General features: G+C 65.1%; 11 protein-coding genes. 6 read left to right on the top strand and 5 right to left on the bottom strand.

Annotated features, from left to right (window positions below):
* Positions 1 to 56 precede the first annotated feature (56 nt).
* Complete coding sequence (gene mgrA / locus AC54AG_RS12225) at positions 57 to 1,097, bottom strand: L-glyceraldehyde 3-phosphate reductase (protein ID WP_034751755.1); 1,041 nt, start codon at positions 1,095 to 1,097, stop codon at positions 57 to 59.
* A gap of 121 nt (positions 1,098 to 1,218) precedes the next feature.
* Here mgrA and AC54AG_RS12220 point away from each other — a divergent pair, with 121 nt between their 5' ends.
* The gene (locus AC54AG_RS12220) at positions 1,219 to 2,799 is read left to right on the top strand and encodes a CYTH and CHAD domain-containing protein (protein ID WP_496630474.1); all 1,581 of its coding nucleotides are present in this window, start codon (positions 1,219 to 1,221) and stop codon (positions 2,797 to 2,799) included.
* 7 nt (positions 2,800 to 2,806) lie between these two features.
* Here AC54AG_RS12220 and kdoO read toward each other — a convergent pair whose 3' ends face one another.
* From kdoO to AC54AG_RS12200, 4 genes are all read right to left on the bottom strand, one after another.
* A complete protein-coding gene (gene kdoO, locus AC54AG_RS12215; RefSeq protein ID WP_496630473.1) occupies positions 2,807 to 3,682 on the bottom strand; it encodes a Kdo hydroxylase KdoO in 876 nt (291 codons plus the stop codon).
* Positions 3,683 to 3,817: 135 nt separating this feature from the next.
* Positions 3,818 to 6,790, bottom strand: coding sequence for a sensor histidine kinase (locus tag AC54AG_RS12210; RefSeq protein WP_496630472.1), 2,973 nt, complete (start codon positions 6,788 to 6,790; stop codon positions 3,818 to 3,820).
* Between the two features lie 129 nt (positions 6,791 to 6,919).
* Entirely contained in the window at positions 6,920 to 7,498 is a 579-nt protein-coding gene (locus AC54AG_RS12205; protein ID WP_034751750.1) for a superoxide dismutase, read from the bottom strand.
* A 212-nt stretch (positions 7,499 to 7,710) separates the two neighbouring features.
* On the bottom strand, positions 7,711 to 8,730 hold the full coding sequence (locus tag AC54AG_RS12200; protein WP_496630471.1) for a LacI family DNA-binding transcriptional regulator: 1,020 nt from the start codon (positions 8,728 to 8,730) through the stop codon (positions 7,711 to 7,713).
* Positions 8,731 to 9,173: 443 nt separating this feature from the next.
* On the opposite strand from AC54AG_RS12200, the gene AC54AG_RS12195 reads away from it, so the two are divergent.
* The 5 genes from AC54AG_RS12195 to AC54AG_RS12175 are packed head-to-tail and all read left to right on the top strand — an operon-like array spanning position 9,174 to position 14,720.
* Positions 9,174 to 10,463, top strand: coding sequence for an extracellular solute-binding protein (locus tag AC54AG_RS12195; protein WP_496630470.1), 1,290 nt, complete (start codon positions 9,174 to 9,176; stop codon positions 10,461 to 10,463).
* 7 nt (positions 10,464 to 10,470) lie between these two features.
* Positions 10,471 to 11,469 carry a carbohydrate ABC transporter permease gene (locus AC54AG_RS12190; RefSeq protein ID WP_496630469.1) on the top strand — a complete coding sequence of 333 codons (999 nt, stop codon included), beginning with the start codon at positions 10,471 to 10,473 and terminating at the stop codon, positions 11,467 to 11,469.
* A complete protein-coding gene (locus AC54AG_RS12185) occupies positions 11,466 to 12,284 on the top strand; it encodes a carbohydrate ABC transporter permease (protein ID WP_070282696.1) in 819 nt (272 codons plus the stop codon). Before AC54AG_RS12190 ends, AC54AG_RS12185 begins: the two co-directional genes overlap by 4 nt.
* Before the next feature lie 26 nt (positions 12,285 to 12,310).
* The gene (locus AC54AG_RS12180; RefSeq protein WP_034751744.1) at positions 12,311 to 13,678 is read left to right on the top strand and encodes a GH1 family beta-glucosidase; all 1,368 of its coding nucleotides are present in this window, start codon (positions 12,311 to 12,313) and stop codon (positions 13,676 to 13,678) included.
* A gap of 1 nt (position 13,679) precedes the next feature.
* Positions 13,680 to 14,720: an ABC transporter ATP-binding protein gene (locus AC54AG_RS12175; RefSeq protein WP_070303931.1), complete on the top strand. Its 1,041-nt coding sequence runs from the start codon at positions 13,680 to 13,682 to the stop codon at positions 14,718 to 14,720.
* Positions 14,721 to 14,779: the final 59 nt, after the last annotated feature.

Genomic DNA, 14,779 nt, shown 5'->3' with positions numbered 1-14,779 from the left:
GAAGGCGGCGGCAGTCTACCTGCCCGCTGCCGCCGCCACAAGCGCAGGACGGGTGATCAGGTCGCCCGCGACGGACCTTCCCACAGATTGATATGGCCTTCGCGCGCCTGCACGTCGATGGCGGCCAGCTCATCGGCAGTGAACGACAGTTGCTGCAGCGCGGCCACGTTTTCGCGGATTTGCGCGCTGCTGCTCGCGCCGATCAGGGTCGAAGTGACGCGGGGATCGCGCAGCACCCAGGCCAGCGCCATCTGCGCCAGGGTTTGCCCCCGTTGCGCGGCGATCTGGTTCAGGGCGCGTACGCGGGCCAGGTTTTCCGCGCTCAGGTGCTGTTGCATCAGCGAACCGCCGCCGGGCCGGTTGACGCGCGCATCCTGCGGCACGCCATCGAGGTACTTGTCGCTGAGCAGCCCCTGCGCCAGGGCCGTGAATGTGATGCAGCCCATGCCTTCCTGCTGCAGGGTGTCGAGCAAGCCGTCTTCCTCGATCCAGCGGTTGAGCATGTTGTAGGCAGGCTGGTGGATCAGACACGGCACTTTCCATTCCTTCAGCAGGGCGGCCGCCTCGGCCGTCTTTTGCGGCGAATACGACGACAGGCCCACGTACAGCGCCTTGCCCTGTTGCACGGCGGTGGCCAGCGCGCCCATGGTTTCTTCGAGCGGCGTGTCGGCGTCGTAACGGTGCGAGTAAAAGATGTCGACATAGTCGAGGCCCAGGCGCTTCAGACTTTGGTCCAGGCTGGCCAGCACGTATTTGCGCGAACCGCCGCCCTGGCCGTACGGCCCCGGCCACATGTCCCAGCCCGCCTTGGTGGAAATGATCAGTTCATCGCGGTAGGGCAGGAAATCATCGCGCAGCAGCTTGCCGAAATTGCTTTCCGCGCTGCCATACGGCGGGCCGTAATTATTGGCCAGGTCGAAATGCGTGATGCCCAGGTCGAACGCCGTGCGCAGCATGTCGCGCTGCGATGCCAGATTGTTGCTGTCGCCAAAGTTATGCCACAGTCCCAGCGACAGCAGTGGCAGTTTCAGCCCGCTGCGCCCGCAGGTGCGGTATTGCATGCTGTCGTAGCGGTTCTCGGCGGCGTGGTAGGTCATGGCATCTCCTCGTTGAATGAAGCGCTTATTTTCGCGCAAAATCAAGGTCCGTGTGCGTGCGCCGTACGCGTGGCCGCACGCGCCTTACAATGGGCGATCAGGAGTCTCGCAAGGAGCGGTCATGGAAATCGAATTGAAATTGTTGCTGGCGCAGCAAGATGTACCGCGTTTGCGCGCGCACCCGCTGCTGGCGCAATCCACGCAAGGTGAGCCGCAACTGTTGCAGATGCACGATATCTATGTCGACACGCCCGATCTGCAGCTGTGCCGCCACCAGGCGGGCTTGCGCGTGCGCCAGGTGGACGGACGCTGGGTGCAAACCCTGAAGGCGGGCGGCACGGTCAGCGGCGGCTTGCACAGCCGCCACGAATGGGAGGGCGAGGTGCCGGGGCCGCAACCGGATCTGGCCGCGCTCGACTCGGTCATCGGCCGCAAGCAGCCCATCCGCGCGCTGCTGCGCCAGGACGCCATCCGCGACGCCTTGCGGCCCGTGTTTACCACGCGCATGGAGCGCACCGTATGGCAGTTGCGCACGCCGCAGGGCGACCAGATCGAATGCGTGCTGGACCAGGGTGTCATCGAAAGCGGCGCGGATGGCGCCGCGCGCAGCGTGCCCGTCAGCGAGATCGAACTGGAATTGAAGCAGGGGCAGGCGTCCAGCCTGTTCGACGTGGCGCTGGCCCTGCTGCAGGAGGTGCCGCTGCAGCTGGGCCATATGAGCAAGGCGGAGCGCGGTTACCGGCTGGCCGCATCGCATCCCTTGCAAGCCGTCAAGGCGCAGCCTTTGCGGCTCGATGACGGCATGACGGTGCAGCAAGCCTTCATCGCTATCTGCGGCAATTGCCTCGAGCAGGTGAGCGGTAACCAGGATGGCGTGGCGGGGGGCGAGGACGTGGAAAGCGTGCACCAGATGCGCGTGGGCCTGCGCCGTCTGCGCTCGGCGCTGGGCATGTTCAAGTCGCTGCTGGCGCTGCCGGACGTCTTGAAGGGCGAACTCGAGTGGCTGGGCGGCGCGCTGGGCGAGGCGCGCGACTGGGATGTGTTGGCGGGTAACACCCTGGCGCAGATCAATGGCGAGGCGGCCACGGATGCGGCGGCGCTGGCGGAGGCGGCGCACGCGCAGGCGCGCCTCAAGCACGAACAAGCGGCCCAGGCCGTCACCTCGGCGCGCTACACGGCCTGCATGCTGGGCTTGCAGCGCTGGCTGCAGGCGCGCGCCTGGCGCGACAGCTGTTCCGCGCGCCAATTGCGGCGCCTGGATGCGCGCGTTTCGCCATTTGCCCGCGCGACCTTGCGCAAGGCCCAGCGCCGCCTGATAAAGCGTGGCAAGCGTTTGCTGCATGCGACGCCGCAGCAGCGCCACCGGGTGCGCATCGCGGCCAAGAAGACGCGCTATGCGACGGAATTTTTTGCCTCGCTGTTTGCGGGCAGGGCCGTGCATCCGTATGTGGGGCGGCTGTCGGCCTTGCAGGATGAACTGGGCTGGCTCAACGATGTGCAGGTGGCCGACCGGCTGCTGCGGCAATTGCCCGAAGTTCAGGCCGACCAGCCCGGCCAGGCCGACCAGTCGGCCCAGGACCGGTTGCGGCTGCATGCTGCCTTCGTGCGCGGCTATCTGGCGGCGCGCGCGCAGGCGCAAGGCAGCGATGGCCGCATGCACAAGGCCTGGCGGCGCTTCAAGGCGGTCCGCTTGCCGGCCTGAGCCCCGGCTAGGCCAGCGGGCGTTGCAACTGGCGCTCGAGGATGGCCAGCGGCGACTTGTGCGGAGCGGCCATGGCGTGCACGGGCAGCAGCCAGGTTTGCTCCAGCGCATGCTGTCCCCGCAGGGCAGCGTGCGATACCGTGTCGCTGAAGACGATCCACGTCTGGCCCGGCGCGAACGCATGCGTGTACTGTTCCACCTGCGCCTGGTAACCGAGGTCGGCCTTCATGGCGTCGTGCAGCTGCAGCATGTAGTGGTCGTAGGCCGTGCGCCGCGACTTGGTGACGCGCAGCCATTGCAGCAGGGCCGCCAGCACCGGTTGCGGACGTTTCGCGACGGGCAGGAAATGCTGTGCCACCTGCTCGAATGGCGCGCCCAGTTTCCACACGCGGGGTGCGTCGCGCGGATGGATGTTGGTGAAGACGCGCAGGATGCGCCGGCCCTGCGTGGGCGAGGAGGGAAAGCTGTCGACGTGCAGGCGTGTATCGTCCTTGCGCCACGAGGTCACCCTGCCGGCAATTTCCACGGGACGAAAGCTGCCCTTACCTTGCTGCAGATGGGCCGAATAGGCAGGCAGCAAGCCGGCCAGCAGGCGCTGCGTGTGCCGCGCATAGCGCTGCATCAGCGCGGCCAGCAGGGTCGCATCGTAGGCGTCGCCGTGGCCGCGCACGCCGCGCGCCGGTTCCCAGCTGATGTTCTTGGCGCTGCTGGCGCTACCCACAGCGCCGTTCAGCAGCGTATGCTCTTCCTGCCGCAGGGGAAAGCCCAGCGCGGGCAGCAGCAGTACCTGCCCATCTTCGAGTGCCTGCTGCGCCGCCGCCTGCTGCGCGGCGCTGCCGCGGGCGTCCCACCGGTCCAGGGAAATATCGATGAGTTTGTTCATGGCACAAACGGGTAAGTCATCGGAGCGGCCAGTATGGGCGCTTGCCGCCCGCTCCCGTTTGCGCTGGCGCAGATGCAGTTCACGGTGTGGCGCGATCGCGGTTCACATAGAACAAGCCCGGCGACCGGCGCGCCCTCAGTAAGCGAGGCGGCCCGGCACGCTTACTTCGATCTGCGTGCCGGCACCGGGCCGGCTGTCGATGCGCAGGCTGGCCGCGATGCCGGCGGCGCGCTCGCGCATGCCGACCAGGCCCCAGTGGCCGGGCCGCTGGCCCGCCTGTGCGACGGCGTCATCGAGGCCGCAGCCGTCGTCGCGCACGCGCAGGGTGAATGCCTGCTCCGCATAGTCGAGTTCCAGCACGATGTTGGCCGCTTCGGCATAGCGCGAGGCGTTGAACAGCGCTTCGCGCGCGATCGCATAGATCTCGTCATGCACGCGCGGCTGCAGGCGCCGGCAGGTGCCGCTCACATGCACGGTGAACGCATGCGCGCGGTGCTCGGCCAGGCCCTTGCCGAATTGCTGCAGCGCCAGGCGCAGTTCGTCCGGTTCGGCCGAGGCGCGCAAGTCCATGATCTGGTCGCGTCCTTCGATCAGCAGCTGGTCGGCCAGGTTGAGGGTGCCGTCGAGGCGCGCCCGTTCGCGCGTGCCCTTGGGCAGCATGTCCGCATGCGCATGGAATGACAGGATCAGGCCCTGCACGCTTTGCAGCAGGGTGTCGTGCAGCGAACGGGCGATGCGCGAGCGTTCGGCCAGGCGTTCCTGCAAGCGTTCCTGCAGCCGCTCCTGCATGTTGCGCGTCAGGTGGCGGATGCGCAGCACATAGCCGCCATACAGCAGCAGCGCGGCGCCCAGCGCCAGCAGCACGATGAACCACGGCGTTTGCGCGAAGGCGGGCGCGATGACGATGGCTAGCCCTGTCCCTTGCGTGTTCCACACGCCGTCTTCGTTGGCGGCCGTGACCTCGAAGCGGTAGCTGCCGGGCGCGAGGTTGGTATAGTAGGCTTCGCGGCGTCCGACCGCTTCTTGCCAGCCGGCATCCACGCCCGTCAGTTTGTAGCGCAGGCGCACGCGTTCCGGCATCGACAGGCTCAGGGCCGTGAAGCCGATCTGCAGGGTCTTGCTGCCTTGCGGCAGGTGCTGCGGCTTGCCATCGTCCAGCGCGTAACGCACGCCATTGGCCAGCAAGCTGTGGATCTGCACGGGCGGCGCCAGGGCGTTGCGGCGGATATGCAGCGGGTCGAGCATGCCGATGGTGGCCGAGGTGGAAAACCACAGCTTGCCATCGGGCGCATGGATCAGCGACGGCACGGGGCGCAGCTGCGAGGCATGGCCCTGCAAGCCGTCGAGCGCGTCGAAGCGTTCCGAGGTAACAGCGCTGCCGTCGCGCATCCACGCGGCCAGGCTGGCGGCGCCGATATGGGCTATGCCGTCCGCGCCATGCAGCCACAGGTCGCCGTCCGGCAGGCGCACGATGCCCGACACGCCGCGAAATACCGTGCCGCGCGCGCCGCGCAAGGTGTGGAAGCGGCCGGCGCGGTACAGGGCCACGCCGTTTTCGCCGCCGGCCCACATCGCGTCGCCATCGCGGTACAGCTGCAGCACGGTGCCCACTTGCAGGCCCTCGGGCGCGCCGAGCCGCCTGACGGCGCCCGCGCGCTGGCCGTCGGCCACCAGGCTGATGGTATTGTCGGCATGGCCCAGCCAGACGGTGCCGGCGCCATCCATCGCCATGGCCGTCGTCAGCACCGTCGGCAAGCCCGAGAGGCCGCCGTTCGCGATCCATTTTCCTTCGCTCCGGCGAAACAGGCCGCCACCGGAAAACGAGGCCCACAGGGCCCCCGAGCGGTCTTGCTGCAGCGCCTGCGGATCGAGTCCCTGCACGGGCGTCGCCACGCGCGTCATGGCGCCGTTGCGCGCGCGATGGTGGAGTTCCTGCTCGTTGCCCAGCCACAGCGTGCCGTCGGGCGCCCAGTGGCTGGCCGCCAGCGCCCCTTTCAGGATCACTTTTTTCATGCCATCGGCCGTAAAGCTGCGCACGTCGCTCACATAGTCGCCGATCCACACGTCGCCATCGGGCCCCGGCAGCATGCCGGGATGGTCGAAGGGCACGGCCACGGCCAGGGTCTTCAGGCGGTTCGGCCGCAGCCGGTCCAGGCCCGTCGAGGTGCCGAACCACAGATTGCCTTCGCGGTCCTGGAACGAGGTCTGCGGCAGCGGGCCGCTGATGCCGTTCTGGCGCGTCAGGCGCTGGGCCGGCAGGCTGGGGCCGGAAGGGTCGAACTTGCGTTCGATGCCATCGGGCTGCATCAGCCACATGGTGCTGGCGCGGTCGAAGCGGATGCTGTTGCCCCTGGCGTCGGGCCGGATGGGCGCACCGCCGCGCGGCGCGCTGGTGCGCACGCGGTAGTAATTGCTTTGCGCATCGACGGCCCAGATGGCGCCGTCGGGCGCTTCATCCATGCCGGTGAGGATGGTGCGCGGCCAGGCGTGGGAAAAGCGCGTCTCGCCCGGCTTGCGGAAGTAGGCGCCAAGCATGGTGCCCACCCACTGCGTGCCATCGCGGGCGAACAGGATCTGGTAGACGCGCTTGTCGGGCAGGCCCACGTTGGCCGCCTGCGCAACGAAGCGGTCCGCGCCCGGCGCCAGGCGCGCCGCGCCATCGCGCGTGCCGACCCAGATGGCGCCGTCGGGCGCTACCTCGATATGGAACACGGCGCCCGGCGGCAAGCCGTCCGCCTCGCGGTAGGTGCGCGTGCCATCCTTGCGAAAGACGCTGACGCCGCCGAGGCGGTAGCCGACCCACACGGCGCCATCGGCCGGCGTGGCCAGGCCCAGCACATTGCTCGACGGCAGGCGGTGGCTGTACACGCTGTCGACCCTGTCGAAGCGCACGCCATCGTAGCGGTACAAGCCGGTGGCCGTGGCGATCCACAGCCAGCCATCGTTGCCCTGGGCGAATTTCAGCACATCGACGGGCGCGCCTTGCAGGGCGCCCCAGGCATTGTGGGTGTAGTCGGACAGCAGGGGCGATGGGGCGGCCGCGCACGCGTGCAGGTGGCACGCGAGCAGGGGCAGGATCAACAGGCGGCGCAGCAGGCGAGCGGACATCGTGGCAGAGGGAGATAGCGGTGGCGGGGCAGTGATTGTAGCGCAGCGCCGTGCTTTTCAGCAGGCAAAAAAAAGCCTGCGCGGGGTGGCGCAGGCTTCTTTTCGCCCTACGTTGACAAGGTTCCGCGCTTACGCGAAGTTCTTGGCAACGAAGTCCCAGTTGACCAGGCCCCAGAACGTTTCCACGTACTTGGCGCGCAGGTTGCGGTAGTCGATGTAGTAGGCATGTTCCCAGACGTCGCAGGTCAACAGCGGCTTGTCGCCGGTGGTCAGCGGGCAGCCGGCGTTCGAGGTGTTGACGATGTCGACGGAGCCGTCGGCTTTTTGCACCAGCCAGGTCCAGCCCGAACCGAAGTTGCCCACGCACGACTTGGTGAATTCTTCCTTGAACTTGTCGAACGACGACCATTTGGCGTTGATCGCGTCAGCCACGGCACCCGCAGGTGCGCCGCCGCCGGCCGGCTTCATGCCGTTCCAGTAGAAGGTGTGGTTCCATACCTGGGCTGCATTGTTGAAGATGCCGCCCGACGATTTCTTGATGATTTCTTCCAGCGACAGGTTCTCGAACTCGGTACCCTTGATCAGGTTGTTCAAGTTGGTGACATACGCCTGGTGATGCTTGGCATAGTGGTATTCCAGGGTTTCTTTCGAAATATGCGGCGCCAGAGCGTCCATTTCATATGGCAGTGGTGGCAGAGTATGTTCCATGTGATGTCCCTTTATGGTGAGTGTTCGGAGTCTTCCAGCCTGTGGCCGGAGGGTTGAGCCAAGCTTGCTTGAAGCAGGCATTCTTGCTGAACGAGCCACTATTGTAAAGCGGATGCGCCATTGCTGCAGATTCCGGCACGCGTCGCGGATGCCTTTGGCGTAGTGATTCTCGTTCAGCCTGAATCGGGCGGAAAAGTTCCCAGCCGCAAGCCTCAACGGATGCGCCGGGTGGTCTCGCGAACGATCAGTTCCAGCGGTGGAATGGCCGCCTGCACGGCCTCGCCATTGATCAGTCCCAGCAGCGCTTCCGTGGCGATGCGGCCGATGTCGTACAGGGGCTGGTGGATGGTCGTCAGCGGCGGTGTCGTGTAGGACGAGCCGGGCAAGTCATCGAAACCGACGAGCGAGATATCGTCGGGCACGCGGATGCCCTTGCGGTACAGGCACAGGCGCACGCCGTAGGCGGACAGGTCGTTGGCGGCGAAGACGGCGCTGAATTGCTGCTGCGTATCGAACAAATGGTTCATGGCCAGCATCCCGCTTGCCTCGTGGAAATCGCCTTCCACCATCAGCTTCGGGTCGATGGCGATGTCCGCTTCGCGCAGCGCGCGCTGGTAGCCCGTCAGGCGCTCGGCCGCATCCGTGTTGTTGGCGGGGCCGGCCACGAAGGCGATGCGGCGGTGGCCCAGTTCCACCAGGTGGCGCACGGCCAGGTAGGCGCCGTATTCGTTGTCGAGCTTGAAGCCGATGGCGCTTTTCGTGGCCAGCAGGCGGCCCGTCGAGACGATGGGCCGCTGCTGCGAGAAATCGAGCACGCTCTCGTCCGAGATGCGCCCCGACAGCAGGATGATGCCGTCGACCTTCCGCGCCAGCAGCAAGTGGATGCGGTCCGCCTCTTCCTGCGCATTCCAGTGCCCGCTGACGATGACGGACGCGTAGCCCGTGTCCTTCAAGCCGTCGTCCACGCCGCGCAGGCTTTCGTCGAAGAAGGGGCTGGAAATATCTTGCACCACGATGCCGATGGTCATCGAGCGGCCCTTCTTCAGACCTTGCGCCATCTGGTTCGGCGCGAATTTCATGTGCGCAATGGCCGCCAGCACGGCGTCGCGCTTGTCGTCGGAGACCCTGGCCGTGCCATTGAGGATGCGCGAAACGGTGCTGGGCGACACGCCGGCCTGGCGGGCCACGTCGAGCAGGGTGGAAGGGGGAGCAGCGTGGGCGCTATCGTTCAAGGTGATTCCTGGGTATCAAGATGGCTGGTCCTCAGTGCTCTGAAAACCTTTTCATCGAAAGATTACCATAAATGCCCACAGGGCCGTCGGTCGGGGTAGGTCGGGGTAGGTCGGGTTAGCCCGCAGGGCGTAAGCCGACACAGCGTAGCCAACAACGCGTCGGGACCATGCCTCTTGCGCCAACAATGTTGTCGGATTACGCGCGTAGCGCTAATCCGACCTACGTATGAAAACGTTTTCACGAAAAACAACAACCTCTCAAAATGGCGGATTTTTGTGTCCTTTCATAGGAGAACACGAGCCATGGCATGGACCTTGCCACGCTGCCCTCAATAAAAATGACAACTTTTTCGATTGACTTGATTTTCTTTGCGGTGTTAAATGGACACATGTTGTGAAAACGTTTTCAAGATAGAAGACGCTCAATAAACGGAGATGAAATAATGAAGTCAAGCATCCTTGGCGCCGCCCCTCTGGCGGCGCTGACCCTGGCCGCCGGTGTGGCCGCCGCTCCCGCCGCCGTCCCGCCGGCCGCACCGTTGCCGGCGCTGGCCCCGGCCACGATTACCGTCGCCTCGTTCCCCGACCTGGACCGCGCCGTGAAAACAGCCTTGCCCCTGTGGGAAAAGCTGTATCCGCAAGTGAAGGTCAAGCTGGTCAGCCTGCAGATCGACGACCACCATAACTCGATGACGACGGCGCTGGCGGCCGGCGCGCGCCTGCCCGACGTGATGGCCATCGACTTCCGCTATGTCGGCAGCTTCGCCGAATCGAAGGGCATGGAAGACCTCTTGCTGCCGCCATACGGGGCAGGGCAGTACCGCGCCCAGTTCGTGCCGTTCACGTTCGTGCAGGCGACCAGTTCGCGCGGCACCCTGGGCGCCATGCCGGCCGACCTGGGACCGGGCACGCTGTTCTACCGCAAGGACTTGATGGACAAGGCGGGCATCAAGGAAACCGATCTGACGCAATCGTGGGAATCGTATATCGCGGCCGGCAAGAAGCTCAAGGCCGCTACCGGCACCTATCTGCTGGCTGGCGCCAGCGACCTGGCCGATATCTATATCCGCGCCAATTTGAAAGATGGCGAAGGCATCTATTTTGGCGACAAGGGCCAGGTGCTGGTCGACTCGCCCCGCTTCGTCAAGGCGTTCGAACTGGCCAAGGCGGCGCGGGTCGCCGGCATCGATGCACGCACCGTGGCCTGGACGGGCGAGTGGGCCGAAGGTTTTAAACGCGATAAGGTGGCCAGCCAGATGATGGGTTCGTGGCTCAGCGGCCACCTGGCCAAGTGGCTGGCGCCGGCGTCGTCCGGCCAGTGGCGTGCGGCGAACCTGCCGGCCGGCGCGCTGGCGTCGTACGGCGGCTCGTTCTACGGCATCCCGAAAAAGGCGGCGAATAAAACCCAGGCCTGGGAATTCATCAAGTTCATGACCGTCAACAAGGATATCCAGCTGCACTCGCTCAAAGAGATCGGCGCCTTCCCGGCCCTCAAGGCCGCGTATGCGGACCCGATGATGGACGAGCCGCAGCCGTATTTCGGCGGCCAGAAGACGCGTATTCTGGCGCGCGACACGGCGGCGAAAATCCCCGTCATCCGCGTCGACAAGTTCGACGCCGTGGCGCGCGACATCGTCAACATGGAACTGGAAAGCGTGCTGGCGCAAAACAAGGATATCAAGACGGCGCTGGCCGACGCCAAGGCCCTGATCACCCACCGCGCGCGGCGCTAGGAGCAGCATGACTACTTCCATGCCTTGTACCGATGGCGCGCCCGCTGCTGCGGCGGCGAGGCCCGCCAGGAAACGCTTCAACATGAAGAAGTGGGCGCCATATATTTTCATCAGCCCATTTTTCATTTTGTTCGCCGTCTTCAGCCTGTTCCCGCTGCTGTTTTCCATCTATCTGTCGTTCAACCAGTGGGAAGCGGCCAGCGGCGTGGAAGCCATGCAGTGGGTGGGCCTGGACAACTACAAGTATGCCTTGAGCGACCCGTGGTTTCTGCGCTCGCTGGGCAATACCGTCTGGCTGGCGCTGGCCTCGGGCGTGCCGCAGCACCTGGTGGCCATTCCGCTGGCAGCGTTCATCCACAACAGCTTCAAGCGCTCGCGCAACCTGGTGATCGGCATTTACTTTTTACCGTTCATCACGTCCAGCGTGGCCATCGCCATGGTCTTCAATACCCTGTTCTCGCGCGATTATGGCCAGATCAATGTGCTGATCCAATGGTGCGCCAGCCTGCCGTTAATCGGTGGCCTGTTCCCTGCCGAATCGATCGACTGGCTGGGCAGCTCGCTGTTCATCAAGCCGGCCGTCGCCTTCGTGATTTTCTGGCGCTATCTGGGCTGGAACCTGGTGCTGTATCTGTCCGCGCTGCAGGTGATACCCAAGGATCTGTACGAGGCGGCCACCATCGACGGCGCGTCGAAACGCCAGCAGTTCTGGTACATCACCTTGCCGCAGCTGCGTCCGATGATTTACCTGGCCGTGACCCTCACCATCATGGGTAACCTGCAGCTGTTCGAGGAACCGTTCGTGCTGGTGGCCGAATCGAGCGGCGTAAGCCAGTCGGTGATGACGACGGCCATCTTTGTCTACAAGACGGCGTTTTCCTCGGGCGACTTCGGCACGGCGTCGGCCATTTCCTGGCTGCTGTTCCTGATCATCGCCAGCACCACCTGGGTCAATAACCGCATTTTCAGCCGCAACGAACGCAATGAGCGCAAGGAGTCCCGATGAAAACCACCCGCTGGACGGCCTACGCCATGGTGGCCATCGGCGCCCTGATCATGGTCGCGCCGTTCTACTTCATGTTCGTCTTCGCCACGCACACGAGCGCCGAGATCTACAGCCTGCCGCCGCCGCGCTGGTTCGGCACGGCCCTGCTCAACAACATCGAGCTGCTGCAGGAGCGCCTGCCGTTCTGGCGCAATATCGGCATCAGCCTGTACGTGGCCCTGATGACGACGGCGCTGACCTTGTTCTTTTGCTCGCTCGGCGGCTATGCGTTCGCCATGTACGAGTTCCGCTTCAAGCGGCCCCTGTTCACCCTCGTGATGGCGTCGATGATCATCCCGTCTTTCATGAACATGATTCCGACCTTCATGCTGATGGATTTCCTCGGATGGCTGGACCAGCCGCGCGCCCTGTACGTGCCTGGCGCGGCCGGCGCGCTGGGGATTTTCCTCATGCGCCAGTACATCGGCACGGCGATCCCGAAGGATCTGATCGAGGCGGCGCGCATCGACGGCTGCGGCGAATTCGCCATCTACTGGAGAGTCGTGCTGCCGCTGATCGGTCCCGCCATGGGCACCCTGGGCCTGATCACCTTCATCAACTCGTGGAACAACTTCATCACGCCGCTGGTCGTCATGCGCTCGGTCGAGAACTACACGATCCCGCTGGCCCTGCGCAGCATGCAGGCGCCGAACAACACGGAGTGGGGCGCGCTGATGACGGGCGCCGCCATCGCCGTGCTGCCGCTGCTGCTCATGTTTTTTGTCGCCTCGAAGCGTTTAATTGAAGGACTGACCCAGGGCGCCGTCAAAGGCTAGCACTCTTTTCATCCACTCACACTGACATGACCACCATGCATAACGACGATATTGACACCAACTTTCCCGCCACCTTCACCTGGGGCGTGGCCACCAGCGCCTACCAGATCGAGGGCGCCGCCGCCATCGACGGCCGCGGCCCTTCCATCTGGGATACCTTCAGCCATACGGATGGCAAGATCATCGACGGCAGCAATGGCGACGTGGCCTGCGACCACTATCACCGCTACGCGGAGGACGTGGAGCTGATCGCCAGCCTGGGCGTGAACGCCTACCGCTTTTCCATGTCCTGGTCGCGCGTGCAGCCCACGGGTTCCGGCGCCTGGAACGAGGCCGGTTTCGATTTCTATGGACGCCTGCTCGACGCCTTGGCCGCCAAGGGGCTCGACGCCCATCTGACCCTGTACCACTGGGACTTGCCGCAAGCCTTGCAGGACGAGGGTGGCTGGCTCAATCGCGCCACCTGCTACCACTTTGCCGCCTACGCGGCCGAAGTGGCGCGCCGCTTCGGCCACAAGGTCGCCAGCATCGCTACCCATAACGAACCGTGGTGCACGGCCGTGCTGGGCCACGGCACGGGCCAGTTCGCGCCCGGCATGGCCGACCCGGCCGCCGCCGTGCAAGTGTCGCACCATCTGCTGCTGTCGCACGGCCTGGCCATGCAGGCGATGCGCGCCGTCAATCCGCCCGCGAAACTGGGCATCGTGCTCAATCAATGGACGGCCACCCCGGCCACCGACAGCGCCCAGGACCGCGAGCTGGCCGAACTCGAATATGCGCGCTCGGTGCAGTGGTATATGGACGCCATCTTCAAGGGCCGCTACCCGGCGCTGGCCCTGAAACACGTCGACGCTTCTGCTTTAGCTATTTTTGAAAACGATTTCATAGATATCAAGCAGCCCATCGATTTCCTTGGCGTGAACTACTACACGCGCGCTTTCATGAGTGCCGAGACGCCGCCGCGCAAGCCCGAGTGCAAGCTCGGTGTCAACGACATGGGCTGGGAAACCTATCCGCAAGGCTTGACGGAACTGCTCGTCGGCCTGCACCGCGAATACCGGCTGCCGCCCGTCTACATCACGGAAAACGGCATGGCCGTGGCCGACAAGCCCGTCGACGGCAAGATCCACGACGCGCCGCGCATCGAGTACGTGCAGCTGCACCTGGACGCCTTGCGCGCCGTGATCGCGCAGGGCATCGACGTACGCGGCTATTTCTACTGGAGCCTGATGGACAACTTCGAGTGGAACTCGGGCTATGCCAAGCGCTTCGGCATGGTCTACGTCGATTACGCCACGCAGCAGCGCAGCTTCAAGGACAGCGCCCTGTGGTACCGCGACTTCATCGCCGCGCAGCGCGCGTCCCACGCCGCCGTGCTGGCCGAGGAGCACTGACATGGCCGCCATTTCCCTGCGCGGCATCCGCAAGACCTATGGCGACGGCCCGGAAATCGTCAAGGGCCTGGACCTCGATATCCACGACGGCGAATTCATGGTCTTCGTCGGGCCATCCGGCTGCGGCAAGTCGACCCTGCTGCGCATGATCGCGGGACTGGAAGACATCAGCGCGGGCCAGTTGCGCATCGGCGACCTGCTGGCCAACGACGTGGCGCCGGCCGAGCGGGGCATCGCCATGGTCTTCCAGAGCTACGCGCTGTACCCGCACATGACGGCGCGCGACAACATGGGCTTTGCCTTGAAACTGGCCGGCAAGCCGGAAGCGGAAGTGCGCGTGGCCGTGGGCAAGGTGGCCGAGATATTGCAGATCACGCACCTGCTCGACCGCAAGCCCAAGGCCTTGTCGGGCGGCGAACGCCAGCGCGTGGCCATCGGCCGCTCCATCGTGCGCCAGCCCAAGGTGTTCCTGTTTGACGAGCCGCTGTCCAACCTTGACGCCTCGCTGCGCGTGCAGACGCGCATCGAACTGGCCAAGTTGCACCAGGAACTGGGCACCACCATGATCTACGTGACGCACGACCAGGTCGAAGCCATGACCCTCGGTGACCGGGTCGCCGTCTTCCACGGCGGCCACCTGGAGCAGGTGGGTGCGCCGCTGGACTTGTACCGCCAGCCGGCCAGCCAGTTCGTGGCCGGCTTCATCGGCGCGCTGCGCATGAATTTCTTGCCGTGCGCCGCCGTGCCCGCACTGGCCAGCCAGCTTGGCGGCGAGGCGGGCATGCTGGTCGGCATACGCCCTGAACACCTGCGCCTGGTGCCGCGCCAAGAAGGCTATGGCGCCACGGTGACCCTGATCGAGCAGCTGGGCGACGCGCAAATCATTCACGCGATGCTGGACGGCAGCCCGCACGCGGTGGCCATCAAGCTGCACGGCGAGGCGCGCCACGCGCTGGCGCAGGGGAGCGCCATCGGCTTTGCGCCGGAAGAAGGCCATGCCTTTCTATTCGACACGGCCGGTCGCGCCGTGGCTACCCATTGACCCCGCACGGAGGCGACATGACTTCAGATTGACACCCAAAAAATGTGCAGCAATAGCCA

The organism is Janthinobacterium sp. BCJ23, from assembly GCF_059617945.1.
The sequence above is the reverse complement of the archived record's forward strand: the minus strand, read 5'-3'. Positions and strand labels throughout refer to the sequence as shown.